The sequence below is a fragment of the Serratia symbiotica (Periphyllus acericola) genome, from assembly GCF_964019515.1.
GTDB lineage: Bacteria > Pseudomonadota > Gammaproteobacteria > Enterobacterales > Enterobacteriaceae > Serratia > Serratia symbiotica_D.
This window is the reverse complement of the sequence record NZ_OZ026452.1, coordinates 746,137-763,417: the sequence shown is the minus strand read 5'-3', so window position 1 is coordinate 763,417 and position 17,281 is coordinate 746,137. Positions and strand designations below refer to the sequence as shown.

Annotated in this window: 6 protein-coding genes and 14 pseudogenes; 10 read left to right on the top strand and 10 right to left on the bottom strand. The window is 49.9% G+C overall.

Translation table 11 applies throughout. The annotated features are described in order from the left end of the window. The first annotated feature begins 69 nt into the window (after positions 1 to 69). The gene (gene manA, locus AACL06_RS04255) at positions 70 to 1,248 is read left to right on the top strand and encodes a mannose-6-phosphate isomerase (protein ID WP_339038042.1); all 1,179 of its coding nucleotides are present in this window, start codon (positions 70 to 72) and stop codon (positions 1,246 to 1,248) included. A gap of 92 nt (positions 1,249 to 1,340) precedes the next feature. Here manA and AACL06_RS04250 read toward each other — a convergent pair. Further along, a pseudogene (locus tag AACL06_RS04250) lies at positions 1,341 to 2,192 on the bottom strand (IS630 family transposase). A 141-nt stretch (positions 2,193 to 2,333) separates the two neighbouring features. Here AACL06_RS04250 and AACL06_RS04245 point away from each other — a divergent pair. From AACL06_RS04245 to AACL06_RS04235, 3 pseudogenes are all read left to right on the top strand, one after another. Next, positions 2,334 to 3,836: pseudogene (locus AACL06_RS04245) on the top strand (YdgA family protein). Positions 3,837 to 4,001: 165 nt separating this feature from the next. Beyond that, positions 4,002 to 4,313, top strand: a pseudogene (locus tag AACL06_RS04240) (IS5/IS1182 family transposase); the annotation flags it as partial. A 55-nt stretch (positions 4,314 to 4,368) separates the two neighbouring features. Continuing rightward, positions 4,369 to 4,749 (top strand): annotated as a pseudogene (locus AACL06_RS04235) (transposase); the annotation flags it as partial. A 28-nt stretch (positions 4,750 to 4,777) separates the two neighbouring features. Here the strand turns inward: AACL06_RS04235 and AACL06_RS04230 are convergent. Then, a pseudogene (locus tag AACL06_RS04230) lies at positions 4,778 to 4,943 on the bottom strand (Tn3 family transposase); the annotation flags it as partial. Between the two features lie 363 nt (positions 4,944 to 5,306). After that, a complete protein-coding gene (gene panB / locus AACL06_RS04225; RefSeq protein ID WP_339038040.1) occupies positions 5,307 to 6,107 on the bottom strand; it encodes a 3-methyl-2-oxobutanoate hydroxymethyltransferase in 801 nt (266 codons plus the stop codon). Positions 6,108 to 6,463: 356 nt separating this feature from the next. Between panB and AACL06_RS04220 the strand changes: the two are divergent. Next, positions 6,464 to 6,821: pseudogene (locus AACL06_RS04220) on the top strand (IS630 family transposase); the annotation flags it as partial. Between the two features lie 55 nt (positions 6,822 to 6,876). On the opposite strand, the pseudogene AACL06_RS04215 reads toward AACL06_RS04220, so the two are convergent. From AACL06_RS04215 to AACL06_RS04200, 4 genes and pseudogenes are all read right to left on the bottom strand, one after another. Continuing rightward, positions 6,877 to 7,800: pseudogene (locus AACL06_RS04215) on the bottom strand (IS5 family transposase). A 378-nt stretch (positions 7,801 to 8,178) separates the two neighbouring features. Beyond that, positions 8,179 to 9,714 (bottom strand): murein biosynthesis integral membrane protein MurJ, encoded by a 1,536-nt coding sequence (gene murJ, locus AACL06_RS04210; protein ID WP_339038278.1) that lies wholly within the window; start codon positions 9,712 to 9,714, stop codon positions 8,179 to 8,181. 145 nt (positions 9,715 to 9,859) lie between these two features. Continuing rightward, positions 9,860 to 10,366 (bottom strand): annotated as a pseudogene (rimJ, locus tag AACL06_RS04205) (ribosomal protein S5-alanine N-acetyltransferase). Then, positions 10,362 to 11,316, bottom strand: a pseudogene (locus tag AACL06_RS04200) (IS630 family transposase). The pseudogenes rimJ and AACL06_RS04200 overlap by 5 nt, the downstream one beginning before the upstream one ends. A gap of 145 nt (positions 11,317 to 11,461) precedes the next feature. Between AACL06_RS04200 and AACL06_RS04195 the strand changes: the two are divergent. After that, a pseudogene (locus AACL06_RS04195) lies at positions 11,462 to 11,670 on the top strand (hypothetical protein). 164 nt (positions 11,671 to 11,834) lie between these two features. After that, a pseudogene (locus tag AACL06_RS04190) lies at positions 11,835 to 11,924 on the top strand (lipoprotein); the annotation flags it as partial. A 136-nt stretch (positions 11,925 to 12,060) separates the two neighbouring features. On the opposite strand, the gene pabB reads toward AACL06_RS04190, so the two are convergent. After that, on the bottom strand, positions 12,061 to 13,437 hold the full coding sequence (pabB, locus tag AACL06_RS04185; RefSeq protein WP_339038038.1) for an aminodeoxychorismate synthase component 1: 1,377 nt from the start codon (positions 13,435 to 13,437) through the stop codon (positions 12,061 to 12,063). A 161-nt stretch (positions 13,438 to 13,598) separates the two neighbouring features. On the opposite strand from pabB, the gene AACL06_RS04180 reads away from it, so the two are divergent. From AACL06_RS04180 to AACL06_RS04170, 3 genes and pseudogenes are all read left to right on the top strand, one after another. Then, positions 13,599 to 13,790 carry a YoaH family protein gene (locus AACL06_RS04180; RefSeq protein WP_339038036.1) on the top strand — a complete coding sequence of 64 codons (192 nt, stop codon included), beginning with the start codon at positions 13,599 to 13,601 and terminating at the stop codon, positions 13,788 to 13,790. A gap of 158 nt (positions 13,791 to 13,948) precedes the next feature. Then, a pseudogene (locus AACL06_RS04175) lies at positions 13,949 to 14,210 on the top strand (IS110 family transposase); the annotation flags it as partial. Positions 14,211 to 14,460: 250 nt separating this feature from the next. Continuing rightward, positions 14,461 to 15,384 (top strand): annotated as a pseudogene (locus AACL06_RS04170) (IS5 family transposase). Between the two features lie 33 nt (positions 15,385 to 15,417). On the opposite strand, the pseudogene AACL06_RS04165 reads toward AACL06_RS04170, so the two are convergent. Both AACL06_RS04165 and AACL06_RS04160 read right to left on the bottom strand, forming a co-directional pair. Continuing rightward, positions 15,418 to 16,254: pseudogene (locus tag AACL06_RS04165) on the bottom strand (FAD-dependent oxidoreductase); the annotation flags it as partial. A 118-nt stretch (positions 16,255 to 16,372) separates the two neighbouring features. Next, positions 16,373 to 17,215, bottom strand: a complete 843-nt coding sequence (locus AACL06_RS04160) for a 23S rRNA (adenine(2030)-N(6))-methyltransferase RlmJ (protein ID WP_339038033.1) — start codon at positions 17,213 to 17,215, stop codon at positions 16,373 to 16,375. Positions 17,216 to 17,281: the final 66 nt, after the last annotated feature.

The following is a 17,281-nucleotide window of genomic DNA, read 5'->3' as shown; positions in this document are numbered from 1 at the left end:
TTTAATGATAAAAATTATAAAATTAACAATCGTTGATGCGACTATGAACGCATAAGGATGCTTTTCAAGATGCAAAAGATGACTAACTCGGTGCAGAACTATGCCTGGGGCAGCTATGATGCGCTAACTCAACTCTTCGGTATCACCAATACCAACCAACAACCCATGGCCGAGCTATGGATGGGGGCTCACCCTAAAAGCCCTTCCTATGTAGCGGACGGTAATGGTGGGCTGCGCTCACTGCGCGAACTGATCGATGAAAATCCGTCAAAGCAGTTGGGAGCCGACATCGCCAACCGTTTTGGCGAGTTGCCATTCCTGTTCAAGGTGCTGTGCGCCGATCAACCGCTGTCGATTCAAGTGCACCCCAGAAAAATCGCCGCCGAAGACGGCTACGCCAAAGAAAATGCCGTCGGCATTCCGTTGGATGCCGCAGAACGCAGCTTTAAAGATCCGAACCACAAGCCAGAACTGGTGTTCGCACTAACGCCATTCCTGGCAATGAATGGCTTTCGCACTCTGGACGATATCGTCTCTTTGCTGCAACCGATCGCCGACGCACACCAGGATATCCCTACCTTCTTGGATCATCAGGATATCGCACATTTGTCCAGCTTATTCGCTAGCCTGTTGGCAATCAGTGGTGAACAGAAATCGCGGGCGCTTGGCGTGTTAAAAGTTGCACTAAATAACCAACAGGGTGAACCCTGGGATACCCTACGCTTTATCGCTGGTTTTTACCCGCAAGACAGTGGTTTATTCTCACCCCTACTTCTGAACCTCGTGCAGCTTGAACCAGGTGAGGCGATGTTCCTGCATGCCGAAACGCCGCACGCTTACCTCAAAGGCGTAGCGCTGGAAGTGATGGCCAACTCGGATAACGTGCTGCGTGCTGGCCTGACGCCGAAGTTCATCGATATTCCTCAGTTGCTGGCTAACCTGCAATTCCGTCCACATCCTGCGTCTGCTTTATTGGTTCAACCTGAACAGCGGGGTAACGAACTGTTTTTCCCCATCCCGGTAGAGGATTTTGCCTTCTCGCTGCATGAGCTGACTGCTACGCCACAGGCATTTGTGCAAAACAGCTCAGCCATCGTATTTTGCGTTAACGGTGAGGCAGTGCTAGAAAAGCAAGGACAACAATGGGTATTAAAGCCGGGTAGATCCTGCTTTATCGGCGCGTTTGAATCGCCAGTCAACGCGAGCGGTAACGGGCGTATAGCTCGCGTTTACAACCAGCTACCGTGATTTCTTGGCATATTGTCGAGTTGCTCACACAATTAAACGTAGAGGGCGTTTTTATGTTGCGCCTATTTGCCTATTCATCTAAATACCTGCGCCTAATACCGCTCAACTTTCATTAAGCCAGGTTTATTGCCTGGTAACGGTGAGGCGGCTTTCATAAAATGACCCATATTTTTTAGCAATTGCCATCTCGTCCGGCAACGGTGATTGCGTGTAACTGTCTCATGTAAAGCCAACCACAGGAGCTCTATCCTGTTTACCCATGGAAAGTAAAATGGCTGATAAATAACAATAAAATTCGGGTTGCGCCGCAACCAGCTCAACGTTTCTTTACTCTTGTGAATGATGTAATTATCGACAATCAGCGTAATGGTTTTGGCACTTCGGTATGTGCTTCTCAGCTTGCGTAACAGGCTAATGAATAAACCCGAGTTTTTATGGTTTCCACTGACATAATCAACTCTTCCGGTTCCTGCATAAAGGGCACCCGCGAGGTAATGCTTTTCATTCTGTCCCGGTGTCGTGATGCGTTTTTGTTGACCCTTTTTCTGCCAGTCAGCACCTATTTTAGGGTTCATATCGATGTCTACCTCATCTTCGTAAAAGACGGGATGTTGCAGCCGCTCTACGCCACACAATACCGGCTCTCGGCAACCAGCGCCGAAGTGAGCCAGGATGTAACGTTGAGTTAAATAATTTATTAATTTCAATCGTTAACATCTCAGTATTCCACCGAGAGCGCAGATAGCCAAAGTCCTGTGGAGAACGCTGAATGAGCAAATCAAGCATCTTCAACATCGCCTCCGTGGGCCATTTTCGGGGGCGTCCACACGGTGTAATATCAACATGGCGATAAGGCGTCTGGCATAATTTTTATCTGGTGTTTTCTGGATAATTTTTTGCATCTGACGTCGTTCATATCGGGGGATTGGTGCTATGATCGGCATTACTCAGTCCGGTTGTGAAGGGTTGTGATGTTTGGCGATTGATCAGATCGCTCAAACCGGATTGAGTGCCTTCAGTGATATACTATTTGGCGCAGGTATTTAGGCGAGATAGAAAGGGTTTATAAAGGATGATCACAACGTATGAAAAAATCGTTAGTCATTGTTGCTGCTCGCGCAGCATGGACTGGAGCTTCCTGGTTCACTGGCAAACTGATCGAGCAACGTATGGACGAAGTGGTTAATAACACCAATCGTTAGTTACAGGATTTCCTGCCCAAGACTGGTGCTAAACTGAGCTATTAGCATGTTCAGCGTGGCATTTTTAGTTGCAAAATCCGCTATGTGCTGCGCTCTGCTGGTAGCGCGTCCACCGACGCCATAGCGCTGAAGCCCGGCTATGAAGTGGCCTTCCTTACAACCATTGAGAACGGCCCATTTCTATTTGCTCAGTTGAAAAAGTTCAACCTGCTGCCAAGCATGGCATCGGCGCATATCGAATTGGAGAACACCAAGGCGGTAAGGAACCTGTTTGATATCACCAAGGGGAAATCACCGTTCAACGCCACCTATCGTATCTCCTACAGCAGTGACACGTCTTCCGCCATCAACATCACCCCGTTGGAATACCCAATAGGTAACTCCTCGCTGGAATTCAGTGGCGGTAGGTACCCTAAATGCCGACGTATCGCGTGACATGACCGCCATTGTGCTTGATGCCAATAACGCTAGCGCCATTATTCAGCGCCCAAAATGGGTGTGGCCAGACCAAGAAAATCAGCGTTCATGGTGTTAGCCTCAAGTGTGCCAGTCATGCTAGCCAGTTCGATATAGACCTCAGCGATCAGACAATAACCATACAGCACTTCAAACTGGCCGTCGATGGCAAGGACACCGTAGCGTTAGACGGCTTTAACCTGGTGAGCAAATTTAGCGAGCAAGGCAACAACATTGGTGGGCAGATCGATTACACCCTGGACGCGCTGAAGATCCAGGGCAACGATTTCGGAACCGGTAAACTGACGTTAAAAATCGACAAGATTGAATATAAGTCTTTGAAATAATTTATTAATCACTATAATCAGCAGGCTCTGGATCTGTTGCAGCATGTCCAGGGCGTGGGGCCCGCCACTTATGAGCTGCAAACCACCGATATTCTGCTAAAAAACTTTCCGCTGCTTCTGAAGAACAATCCGACCATCAGCGTAGCGCCGCTAAGCTGTAAAAACAGCCAGGGCGAGAGCCGCTTCACGCTGGATCTTGCATTGACTGCTCCGTCGCAAGCCGGGTCGTTAGATCAACTGATCACCCGTTCGATTAAAAAATTGGACGCCCACCTGACTATTCCGCTCACCATGGCGGCCGAAACCACGACGCAGGCCGCGCGGTTACAGGGCTACATACGCAGAAGATGCACGTAAGCTCGCACAGCAGCAGGTGCAGGTGCTGGCGATAATGAGCCAGATGTTTAAACTTGCCACCCAGAAGGACAATGTGATCAGTAGCAGCTTAGACTATGCAGATAATCAGCTTGATTTCAACGGTAGCAAGATGTCGTTGCAAGAGTTCATGAGCATGTTTGGCTTACTCGCCCCTGCTAAATACAGCGATACAACGCAGGATGCCGTTCCGGCCCCAGCACCCTAAGTTCTCCTCAGGGGCCAGTACTACCCCCCCTGTTTTATCCCACCTATATTTATCCATTACGCTAAATACCTGCACCTGCGCCAAATAGTAGATCACTGAAGGAACTCAATCCAGTTTGAGCGATCTCATCAATCGCCAAACATCACAAACCCTGACAACTGGACTGAGTTAAGGGGCAAGAAGCTCAAGGTGTTAATACCGCCGAGAAGCGAGCCCGTTATTGGTCGGCAGTATGCAGAACGAAATCAAGCGGTGGCGAACCAGCGCGTTACCGGAGACAACACACGGTGGAAAAGTATCACAGGCTACCACCGACGTTCGATAGCGGCAACAGCGAGGTACAGAGTAAAACAGCTATTTGGTGGTCACCTGTCGCGGCGAGATTATGATGGGCAAGTTGCAGAGGCGCTGGCCATGATCTGTGCATTAAACAAGATGCCGCTCGCCGGTATGCCAGAAAGTGTACGCCTTGCCTGAAAGATGCAAATTCACGGGACTCTTTATTCCAAATCTGATTTATTCAATAAAGCCTGCAGGAACCGGAAGAGTTGATTATGTCAGTGTGACCCATAAAAAATCGGGTTTATTTATTAGCCTGTTACGCAAGCTGAGAAGCACATACCGAAGTGCCAAAACCATTACGCTTATTGTCGATAATTACATCATTCACAAGAGTAAAGAAACGTTGAGCTGGTTGCGGCGCAACCAGAATGTTATTGTTATTTATCAGCCATTTTACTTTCTATGGGTAAATAGGATAGAGCTCCTGTGGTTGGCTTTACATGAGACAGTCAAACGCAATCACCGTTTCCGGACGAGGTGGCAATTGCTAAAAAATATGGGTCATTTTATGAAAGCCGCCTCACCGTTCCCAGGCAATAAACCTGGCTTAACGAAAGTGGAGCGGTATTAGGCGCAGGTATTTAGCAGGAATAACCAGCTTCCTGTATATAAAGCGTATTCCACAGTACCACTGCGTTTGTCACCAGATCCAGCGCACCCAACTGATCTTCCTATCCCTCTCGGTAACGTTTTCTGATCTTCACCACACTGACCGTAGCAGATGGCTCTTGCCACGGCATGGCGACCTTCGCCCCGGTTCAACTGTTAGGATACGGCGGAACCTCCATTATTGCCTAAGCAAGTTCTGATGGTCGAGTGCTTCTCAATAGCAATCAAATGAGTTCTGACGTAAGTATCCGGTGAACTCGCATTGACGGAACAATTTTGAGCCGTATGCAAGCTTCCTGCATGCAGTCGTTGGTGGAATAATTGGTCAGGGTTGGGTTTACTGAATACGATAAACTCTCTCAGGGGAGAACATTACTGCGCAAACGCTCCTCGTAAGAATACATAAATAAGTCCAGTAAATCGCCCACCCCCCCTCTATGCCGTTATTGAACAGTCCCCACAAGCTTGCGGACAGATGTTTAGCCAAGTGCTTCACAGGAACAGCCTGATGTGTGCCGGTTATACTGCGTAACAGTGTTCCGGCGCTGGGAAAATACCGTCTTTAACTGCTGCAATATAACTTTTTATCGCACCTTGAATGTCTTCCTGACCTTTCATAAAGTTCTTCACGAATTTAGGTACCCGGCCGGTCATGCTCAGACCGAGCATATCGTGCAGAACCAAAACCTGACCGTCAGTATCAGGACCAGCACCGATACCAATGACAGGTATTGTTACCGCCTCGCTCAATGCTTTGCCCAGGGATGGGGGTACGGCTTCAACCAGCAACATCGCGGCACCCGCTCCTTCAAATTTTTTCGCAGTTTCGATCAAAGCCTCCGCCTGTATCTGATCCCGTCCCTGTACGTTAAATCCGCCCAAAACGTTCACGGACTGAGGCGTCAACCCAATGTGTGGGCAAACAGGAATACCGTTACGCGTTAACTGACGCACCGTCTCACAGAGCCATGCTCCCCCTTCCAGCTTGACCATCTGAGCACCGGCCTGCATCAGTTGCGCCGAACTGTGCAGAGCCTGTTTGGGTGAAGAGCAGGTCATGAAAGAAAGATCGGCGATAATAAAGCTGCCGTTGTTCCCGCGTCTGACGCAGGCGGTGTGATAAACCATGTCAGCCAGCGTTACCGGAAGTGTGCTGTCATGCCCCTGCAGGATCATTCCCAGAGTATCGCCGATAAGCAGCATTTCAACACCTGCGGAGCTTAGTTCATGCGCAAAGATGGCATCGTAGCAGGTGAGCATCGTAATTTTCTCGCCGCGATGTTTAATATTTTTGAGGTGAGTGAGTGTAATTGATGGCATGGTGTTCTCATATAAACTGTTCAGTTAATAAATGTATGGAAGGTGCGATAATACCTGCTCTGGATCAGAAAGACAGTTGTCGCCCGTAAGGAATCATTTTTTCTGATCACTGAAGATATTTCTCTATATTCCAGAGGCCATCAAGGCACCGCAATGCAGATGCGCTGAAGCTCAGCAGCAGCACCGTTTGGATATGGACAGCGCGCGATAACCGGCGCGTACAAGGGAGTCCGTGAGGAGGGTGAGCACTGCCATAAATACCTTCGCCAAATAGTATATCACTGAAGGAACTCAATCCGGTTTGAGCGATCTGATCAATCGCCAAACATCACAACCCCTCACAACCGGACTGAATTATGCCGATCATAGCACCCATCCCCCGAAATGAACGACGTCAGATGCAAAAAATTATCCAGAAAACACCAGATAAAAATTATGCCAGACGCCTTATCGCCATGTTGATGTTACACCGTGGCTACAACGCTGACTTACCTAGGTAAAACCTTATGTGCCGCCCGTTCATGGCCCACGGAGGCGATGTTAAAGATGCTTGATTTGCTCGCTCAGCGTTCTCCACAGGACTTTGGCTATCTGCGCTCTCTGTGGAGTGCTGAGATGTTAACGATTGAAATTAATAAATTATTTAACTCGACGTTACATCCTGGCTCACTTCGGCGCTGGTTGCCGAGAGCCGGTATTGTGTGGCGTAGAGCCGGGCTTTGTTGAATAAATCGGATTTGTAATAAAGAGTCCCGTGAATGGGCATCTTTCAGGCAAGGCGTACACTTTCTGTCATACCGGCGAGCGTCATCTTATTTAATGCACAGATCATGGCCAGCGCCTCTGCAACTTGCCCATCATAATCTCGCAGCGACAGGTGACCACCAAATAGCTATTTTACTCTGTACCTCGCTGTTGCCGCTATCGAACGTCGGTGGTAGCTTGTGATACTTTTCCACCGTGTGTTGTCTCCGGTAACGCGCTGTTTCGCCACCGCTTAATTTCGCTCTGCATAGTCTGCCGACCAATAACAGGCTCCGCTGCTGGGCGGTATTAACGCCTTGAGCTTCTTGCCCCTTAACTTATCATCACACACTCGCGTATCCTAAGCCCGATCCGCCGAGGCGACTTTGATTTTACGGTACCTCTGACGGATGAGACCTGGGAAGGCTTCGGTATCGGTGACATTGCTCAAAGAAAGGTCAGCACAGATGACCTCATGTGTTTCTGTATCTACGGCCAAATGCAGTTTTCGCCAGATACGCCGTTTTTCCTGACCGTGTTTTTTTACCTTCTACTCCCCTTCACCCAACACGTTGAGCCGGGTAGAGTCGATAACGAGGTGCGCCATTTCACCCAGCGTTGGGGTTTTAAACGGGACATGGCCGGACTTCGCCCGCTTACTGATGCAGGTGTCGTCCGGGTAGTTCAACGGCACTTTGATCAGTGTGATAATGGAATCGACGAAGCCCTGGATGGCGCGAAGTGTCAGGCCGAAAATCCGTTTCAGCATCAATACGCTGGTGATTGCCATATCGGAATAATGTGGTGGGCGACCACGCAGAGAAGGTTTTGCCTCGCAGTACCAGGCGTGAAGTGCCGTTTCATCCCCCCAGTAAGTGAGTGAGCCCCGAGTGATAAAGGCGTTGTTGTAAGCCTTCCAGTTGGTGATGTTGAACTTTTGCTGGGCCACGGAATGTCGCTATTTTGACAGAATGAGAGTGATCGGATCCTCATGCCGGCCAAAAAGTTCGATTTATTCAACAACGCCGGGGACCGCAAAATTTACCGTTTCATACTTCTGATATAGTCCCCTTTTTTCACAGTAATACTGGTTGTTTCAGATGAATTAATTGTTCCTGAAACGGTAATTCCAAATAGCAAAACGAGCCCGATCCGTGGCAACGGCCCGTTTATTGTTGCTGGGAATAGCGGGAGCATTCGAACATGAACTTACGGTTTCACCTTAGTTAATGATATTAAAACCGTAGACTCCAGCATCAACGAAGTAAGTTCCATTTGGCCGTAGGTGCTTATAAGACAATAAAGAAAGTTACGCGATAGCGCCAAATCAAGCGACCTGGCGGGCGAAATCGCGCGGACGGAAACCCAGCCCCGCCAGCACCGCAAAATAGGCCACCACCCCGGCAACCACAACTACGGCCAAACGCAATAGACGCTCCAGCATATTGCCCTGATCCCAACACGGCATAAGCAACATCACGCTCATCAACACCCCCGCCATAACCAGCACGGCAATTCCCAGTTTACTGATAAAAACCGCCCAACCCGGCTGCGGCTGAAAAATTTTCTGCTGGCGTAGTTGCCAATATAGAAGCGCAGCGTTCAAACAAGCCGCCAAACCTATCGATAACGCCAATCCGGCGTGCTTGAGTGAACTGAGAAACGTCAGGTTCATCACCTGAGTCATAATCAGCGTAATGATGGCAATTTTAACCGGCGTTTTGATGTCCTGACGCGAGTAGAAGCCCGGTGCCAACACTTTCACTAAGATCAACCCCATCAACCCCACCGAGTAAGCCACCAGCGCGCGCTGAGTCATCGCCGCATCAAAGGCGCTGAATTTGCCGTACTGAAACAGCGCAACGGTCAGCGGTTTAGCCAGAATGCCCAGCGCGATAGCACTCGGCAACGCCAGCAGAAAGCACAGACGCAATCCCCAGTCCATCAGCTGTGAGTATTCATCCTGATTACCACTGGAGAAACTTTTTGCTAGCGACGGTAGCAGGATAGTCCCCAATGCCACCCCCAACACACCGGAAGGAAACTCCATCAGGCGGTCAGCATAATACATCCAGGATACCGAGCCGGACACCAGAAACGAGGCGAAGATAGTGTTGATGATCAATGAGATCTGGCTTACCGACACTCCGAGGATCGCAGGCCCCATCTGGCGCATTACGCGCCATACCCCCGCCTCACGCAATGTGAGGCGCGGCAGCACCAGCATGCCTAGCTTGCGCAGATGCGGCAACTGATAGCCCAGTTGCGATACACCACCCACCACCACCGCCCAGGCCAGCGCCAACACCGGTGGGTGGAAGTAAGGAGCGGCAAACAGCGCAAACCCAATCATACTGACATTAAGCAGCGTCGGCGCAAAGGCCGGGATCGAGAAGCGGTTCCAGGTATTGAGGATTGCACCTACCAGCGAAGCGAGCGAAATCAGCAAGATATAAGGAAAAGTGATGCGCAGTAGTGCTGAAGTCAAGGCGAACTTGTCCGGTGTATCGACAAAACCTGGCGCGGTGATGTAGATCACCCAGGGTGCAGCCAACATGCTCAATACCGTCACTAGCGCCAATACCAGCGTCAACATGCCGGATACATAGGCAATGAAGGTGCGCGTCGCCTGTTCACCCTGCTGACTTTTATATTCGGCCAAGATCGGCACAAACGATTGGGAGAACGCCCCTTCAGCAAAAATGCGGCGCAGCATGTTAGGAAGCTTGAACGCCACAAAAAAGGCGTCCGTTGCCATACCAGCACCAAAAACGCGCGCTACGATAGCATCACGCGCAAAACCCAGCAGCCGTGAAAACATCGTCATAGTACTGACTGCGGCCAGTGATTTTAGTAGGTTCATGTCGTTTTCTGCTCTGTACAATAAATATCGACGCCTGCATCAGCAGGCGTGAATGAAACTACCAGGTAAGTTTACGTATCCGCAGCAGAATAGCTACCATCCCAGATGACGCTAGCGTGGCGGTAACCATTCTTTATAGGTTAGGTTAATGCGCCGTCAATATATGATCCTGCCACTGCCCGTCGATTAGCAGATAATCCTTGGCATACCCCTCAGGTTCAAACCCCAGGCGGTTGAGCAGTGCGCCGCTACGATGATTGTGCGGCATGTAGTTGACCATGATGCGATGCATGTGCTGATGGCGCTGCATATAACGGATGGCGGGTTGCAATGCCTCGTACATTAGCCCCTGCCCTTGCCATTTTTCACCCAATGAATAACCGAGGAAACAGGCATGAAACGCATCACGCAACACATTGCTAAAATTCGCTGCGTCTCTTACCTCATGTTCTTGCGCATCAAATATAAGGAGATAGTAGGCACTGCCTTGTTTTTGCATCTCGGTGATCATCTAGCCACACATGCCAACCGTATGGTAGCAGTGGCTGTTATCACGTACCGGCTCCCAAGGCTTGAGAAACAGGTGATTTTCAGCATAGTAATCCGCCAGGCGATAAGAATCTCGTTTATGCACTAAATACCTGCGCCTAATACCGCTCCACTTTCGTTAAGCCAGGTTTATTGCCTGGTAACGGTGAGGCGGCTTTCATAAAATGACCCATATTTTTTAGCAATTGCCATCTCGTCCGGCAACGGTGATTGCGTGTGACTGTCTCATATAAAGCCAACCATAGGAGCTCTATCCTGTTTACCCATGGAGAGTAAACTGGCTGATAAATGACAATAAAATTCGGGTTGCGCCGCAACCAGCTCAACGTTTCTTTACTCTTATGAATGATGTAATTATCGACAATCAGCGTAATGGTTTTGGCACTTCGGTATGTGCTTCTCAGCTTGCGTAACAGGCTAATGAATAAACCCGAGTTTTTATGGTTTCCACTGACATAATCAACTCTTCCGGTTCCTGCATAAAGGGCACCCGCGAGGTAATGCTTTTCATTCTGTCCCGGTGTCGTGATGCGTTTTTGTTGACCCTTTTTCTGCCAGTCAGCACCTATTTTAGGGTTCATATCGATGTCTACCTCATCTTCGTAAAAGACGGGATGTTGCAGCCGCTCTACGCCACACAATACCGGCTCTCGGCAACCAGCGCCGAAGTGAGCCAGGATGTAACGTTGAGTTAAATAATTTATTAATTTCAATCGTTAACATCTCAGTATTCCACCGAGAGCGCAGATAGCCAAAGTCCTATGGAGAACGCTGAACGAGCAAATCAAGCATCTTCAACATCGCCTCCGTGGGCCATTTTCGGGGGCGTCCAGGTGAAAGGCTTGCCAATCCTTCATAGCCGCCCAATGTGAACAAATTAACCCATCGTCCGACAGCGGCACATAAGGTTTTACCTAGGTAATTCAGCGTGTAGCCACGGTGTAACATCAACATGGCGATAAGGCGTCTGGCATAATTTTTATCTGGTGTTTTCTGGATAATTTTTTGTATCTGACGTCGTTCATGTCGGGGTATGGGTGCTATGTTCGGCATTACTCAGTCCGGTTGTGAGGGGTTGTGATGTTTGGCGATTGATCAGATCGCTCAAACCGGATTGAGTTCCTTCAGTGATCTACTATTTGGTGCAGGTATTTAGCCTATGGCTGAAGATATGCAATTACCATAGTTGCTGGAAAAGATGATATTGAACCTGCGCATGATGTGCGCACGTTCAACCTTGGTTAGAGAAGGCGTTGGCTCAGGTCATCGCCGAAAATGCCTCCCTTAAAAGCGCAATCATCAAGCAATTGCAGATCGTCAACGCTGCCAACGAGCGTGACCAGATCGATCTTGAGCAGGTGCGTATCCACCCTTATCGAGGTTCTCAACTCAGTACCAACACAATAATAGTCTCCTCAGCCTGCCTAATAGCGTACTGACATACTGGTGAGTGCGCCTTATCCCCCTAATCACTGCCCGATATTCATTTCTTCCATAACCAGTAAGACTTTATAATGATAATTTAATCAATTATATGTGGTATTTTTACTGGCAGTCGCTATGAAGCACAAATGAAGAAGATCCTGTTGGGCGCTGCTGCCCTGATGTTCGTCGGCCTATTGGCCGGTTGTAAGCAACTAACCCAATACACCCTCAATAAAGCCTAATCGCGCCCACTTAATCCTTATTTATCCTTATTTTGACGATAAGCTATCTGAAGATAGCATCATTTGACCGGTCTTTGATACGGTTTAAGAGCGGGTTTATAGTTTTTTTAAAACTCTGTGAGCCAGCAAGCTAATTTGAGGCGCAATGATCTCCAAGCTGTGGCAAGATCCGGCCAACTTTGTCAAAGGTTTCCTGATATTCTGCCTGTTCCTGGCTTTCTGCCACAATCCCGCCGCCTGCGGAGCAATAAATGCGCCCGTTTTCAGTGACCAGGGTCCGGATGGTGATATTGGTGTCCATGGTACAGCAGGCGCTCAGGTAGCCGATGCTGCCACAATAAGCGTTGCGGCGCTGTGGCTCTAACTCTTCAATGATGGCCATCGCCCGTACCTTGGGCGCGCCAGTGATTGAACCACCGGGGAAGCAAGCGCGCAGCAGTTCGCTAGCTGGCGTAGTGTTTGGCAGCGCCGCTGTGATGGTGCTCACCAGGTGATACACCGCCGGAAAGGGTTCAACCGCAAACAGCTCAGGCACGCGCATGCTGCCCGGTAATGCAACGTGGCCAATATCGTTACGCAGTAGATCGACGATCATTAGGTTTTCAGCGCGGTCTTTGGCGGAATTAGCCAGACGACGCGCTTGTTCAGCATCCTGTAGCGCATCGGCCAGTCGCGGCAAGGTGCCTTTGATAGGCCGGGTTTGGATCTGCTGCTGCTCCAACCACAGGAAACGCTCAGGAGAGACACTCAACACGCTGTTTTTCGGCAGGCGGATAAAAGCGGAAAACGGCGCACGGTTACTGGCACTCAGCAGTTGGAAAGCCTGCCACTCATCCCCATGATAGGTGGCAGAAAAACGCTGAGCTAGATTGATCTGGTAACAATCACCGCTGCGCAGATAATGTTGAATATGCTGGAATTTCTCACCGTACTGTTGCCGTGTCATATTGGCTTGCCAGCCGCTGGTCAGGGCGAAGGGGGGCGGAGTTGTTACCGGTTGTTGCTTGAGCCAGTGCCAGCGCTGTTCCACATCCTGATAGCTGAGTAATGTCAGCTTTTGTTGTTGGTGATCGGCGATCAGCGCCCAGTCATAAATGCCCACAGCCATATCTGGCAGCGCGATGTCTGCCACAGCATGCTGTGGCAGTTGCTCAATCCGTCGGCCAAGATCGTAGCCGAACAGCCCCAAAGCACCGCCCTGAAACGGCAGGCCAGCACGAAATTGTGGCTGCCACCGGTGGGTATCCAACTGTTGTTGCAGCAGGCTGAAGGGATCTTGTGATGATTGCCTGCTGCTCCCACCCTGGTGGATTTCAGTAAGCGCGCTGTGGGTGGTCAGCGTGGTTAGGGGGTCTGCCACCAAAATATCGAAACGATTGTGTGGATGTTCGGCGAATCCCGAATGCAGCAGCATCGCCCATGGTTGCCGGGCAAGCGGTGTGAAGTATTCCACCAGCGCGCTACGGGTATAGGGCAAGGACTTTATGTTTGGGGTGGAGATATTCATGAACTTTAATCAACCTGGTTGTCGTTGCTGGCTATTCTGCCATAGTCAGTCGCTGCGCGCATGCCTGGTTGCGTGTGGCCCGCCTAAATAACCCGCAATTGGGTTCTACCGCTTTAAGGCGTATATGTATACTTTAAAGCTATTTGACTGGAGATAAACACATGCTTGCAGGTATCCTATCACTGAGCCATTCAGAACAGCAGGAAGCGGTGGAGCGCATCCATCAATTGATGGCGCAAGGCATGTGTAGCGGTGAAGCTATCGCCTACGTCGCGCAGGAAATCCGCCAAAAACACCAAAGTGAACAGGTCACGTTATTGTTCGATGATGAAGATTCCCAAAGCCACTGGTAAGGCCTAATTATGCTCGCGGGTTTGGCGGCAGGTTCGCTTAAGAGCAAATAACATTACGATGTCACTGGAAAAAACCGCCTGAGGCGGTTAATGAGAAGGTTCCCACTAGCCTGTGAGCAGTACGCTGGCAGGGTGTTTCTTTTATGTAGCAGGCTATCATGCAAAACGTCACGCTTATTGGTTTCGATCTCGGCAAATATTCTTTTCACATTCATTGTCAGGATAAATCAGGCAAGGCATTACTGCGCAAAAAGCTTACTCGTACCAAACATATTGAGTTTCTGACTGGATGTACATCGGCCACCGTCGTAGTGGAAGCTTGCGCCGGTGCTCATTTTATCGCTTGTCGTAGGGCATAAAGCGAAGCTGATTTCTTCGCAATTTGTCCGCACCTTTGTAAAGAGCAACAAGAACGATTTTAATCAAAATCAGTGTTGCAAAAATGGTGGCAACCCCTGAGGTATCCCCAGAAAAAGTGACTGGCAAAGAGATTTATGATCTTATTGATTATACAACTAATTCAACGAGATATCACTATGCCTGCACGTTTACTATGCCAAAAATTTTTTAAGAATATACTTGCATCTCTGCACGGCGTTGTTGAATAAATCGAAATTTTGGCCAGGACGAGGATGAGATCACTCTCCTTCTGTCAAAATAGCGACATTCCGTGGCCCAGAAAAAGTTCAACATCACTAACTGGAAGGCTTACAACAACGCCCTTATCACTCGGGGTTTACTCACTTGCTGGGGGGATGAAACGGTACTTCACGCCTGGTACTGCGAGGCAAAACCTTCTCTGCGTGGTCTCCCACCACATTATTCCGATATGGCAATCACCAGCGTATTGATGCTGAAACGGATTTTCGGCCTGACACTTCGCGCCCTCCAGGGTTTCGTCGACTCCATTGTCACACTGATTAAAGTGCCGTTGAACTGCCCGGACGACACCTGCATCAGTAAGTGGGCGAAGTCCGGCCATGTCCCGTTTAAAACCCCAACGCCGGGTGAAATTGCGCACCTCGTTATCAACTCTAGCGGGCTCAACGTGTTGGGTGAAGGGGAGTGGAAGGTAAAAAAATACGGTCAGGAAAAACGGCGGATCTGGCGAAAACTGCATTTGGCCGTAGATACAGAAACACATGAGGTCATCTGTGCTGACCTTTCCTTGAGCAATGTCACCGATACCGAAGCCTTCCCAGGTCTCATCCGTCAGAGGTACCGTAAAATCAAAGTCGCCTCGGCGGATCGGGCTTAGGATACGCGAGTGTGTGATGATAAGTTAAGGGGCAAGAAGCTCAAGGCGTTAATACCGCCCAGCAGCGGAGCCTGTTATTGGTCGGCAGACTATGCAGAGCGAAATTAAGCGGTGGCGAAACAGCGCGTTACCGGAGACAACACACGGTGGAAAAGTATCACAAGCTACCACCGACGTTCGATAGCGGCAACAGCGAGGTACAGAGTAAAATAGCTATTTGGTGGTCACCTGTCGCTGCGAGATTATGATGGGCAAGTTGCAGAGGCGCTGGCCATGATCTGTGCATTAAATAAGATGACGCTCGCCGGTATGACAGAAAGTGTACGCCTTGCCTGAAAGATGCCCATTCACGGGACTCTTTTATTCCAAATCTGAGGTTTTCACCCCGGTGACGGCCAGGTTCAGGTTGTCGGTCGCTGGTTGGGGGCCGATAGCCCAGATCAAGCTTTCAACGATAAATTCTTGGCCGTTCTCCAGTTGCAGTGTCAGGCTGCCATCGGTGTTTTTGACGAGCGCTTTCGGCACTGATTCAGTGTATAGACATGGCCCTTCGGTGCTCATCACTTCCACCATGGTTTCGACGAGCATTTGGTCGAAGGCGCGCAGCGGTGCTTGCTTACGCACGAACAAATGTGTCTCCGCGCCCAGTGCGTTCAGCACCCCGGCGATCTCGACAGCGATATAGCCAGCGCCCACGATGGCGACGCGTTTTGGCATGGAATCCAGTTTAAAGAAGCCATCGGAGTCGATGCCGTATTCCTTACCCAGAATATCCAGGTGGCTTGGGCGGCCGCCAGTGGAGATCAGGATGTGATCGGCGGTGGCGGCCGCCGTTCACTTCTACGGTATGGACATAGACAAAGCGTGCGAAGCCCTTCATCACATCAACCTGATTCTTGCCGAGTACATTGTCGTAGGAACGATGAATACGGTCGATATATGCGCTGCGGTTGGCGACCAGTCTCTTCCAGTCAAAGGCGCAGTAGTTTCAAAGCCATAATCCGCGCCGTATTGATGGATGGTATCGGCGATCTGCGCCGCATGCCACATGAATTTTTTCGGTACACAACCCACGTTGACGCAGGTGACGCCCAGTTCCTTGGCTTCAATCAGTGCGCATTTTTGGCCGTACATGGCTGCCCGGTTGATCAATGCGGTACCACCGCTTCCCCCGCCAATTGCTAGATAATCGTAATGTTTCGTCATCTGTGATTTCCATGAGTTGTGAAATTCGAAGAGGAAAGAGTTTAAAGCTTAATGTGGGTTTGTCGCAAAGGTTGCATCGATGGCTGCAATAGGCACGGCGTATTGCGCCTGGATGCCATTATTCCGGCACCACCCAGTCCACTAAATAGTGGCCTATACCGGAGGGAACCAACGCATTGTGTAGCCATGGTAGCACGGTGCGCATCTGCTGTTCCAACTTCCACGGCGGGTTAATGACGATTATACCGGAAGCGGTCATGCCTCGTTGGTCACTATCGGGTTTCACTGCCAATTCGATTTGTAGAATTCGGCGGATACCGGTGGCCTTCAGCTCTTTCAGCATGCGTTTGATCTGCTGACGTATTACCACTGGATACCATAGCGCATAGCTGCCGGTGGCGAAGCGCTTATAGCCTTCCTGAATGCCTTTAATCACCTCCTGATAATCCGTTTTTATCTCGTAGGGTGGATCTATCAGGATCAGCCCACGGCGTGATGGTGGCGGCAATTGGGATTTCAACTGTTGGTAACCGTTGGCACGCTGCACTTTGGCGCGCTCATCTTTCTGAAATTCGCTGCTTAGCAGCGGGAAATCACTGTGGTGCAGTTCGGTCAGGTAGATCTTATCCTGCGGACGCAGCAGTTGGCGGGCGATCAGCGGGGAGCCGGGATAGTAGCGCAGCGTGCCGGAGCGGTTAAAATTGTGCACGACGCTCATGTAGGCAGCCAGTTCTTCTGGCAGATCTTTGCGTTGCCATAGCAGGCCGATACCTTCCTGGTATTCGCGAGTGCGTTCGGCGTGCTCACTACGCAACTGATAGCGCCCCGCGCCTGAGTGAGTATCCAGATAGAAGAAGGGTTTTTCTTTCTCTTTAAGCGACTCAATGATCAGGCTCTGGACGCTGTGTTTGAGCACATCGGCGTGGTTGCCAGCGTGGAAACTATGGCTATAACTTAACATGGCGGGGGCAATTCCTTGTACTCCGCAGACGGAGCTTTCAATAAGGCTGATAATCTGTGCAGTATA

Excerpts from the sequence above, each read along its gene's own strand:
- manA (WP_339038042.1), top strand. The coding sequence starts at position 70 with ATGCAAAAGATGACTAACTCGGTGCAGAACTATGCCTGGGGCAGCTAT.
- pabB (WP_339038038.1), bottom strand. The coding sequence starts at position 13,437 with ATGAATATCTCCACCCCAAACATAAAGTCCTTGCCCTATACCCGTAGC.
- AACL06_RS04180 (WP_339038036.1), top strand. The coding sequence starts at position 13,599 with ATGCTTGCAGGTATCCTATCACTGAGCCATTCAGAACAGCAGGAAGCG.
- AACL06_RS04160 (WP_339038033.1), bottom strand. The coding sequence starts at position 17,215 with ATGTTAAGTTATAGCCATAGTTTCCACGCTGGCAACCACGCCGATGTG.
- panB (WP_339038040.1), bottom strand. The coding sequence starts at position 6,107 with ATGCCATCAATTACACTCACTCACCTCAAAAATATTAAACATCGCGGC.
- murJ (WP_339038278.1), bottom strand. The coding sequence starts at position 9,714 with ATGAACCTACTAAAATCACTGGCCGCAGTCAGTACTATGACGATGTTT.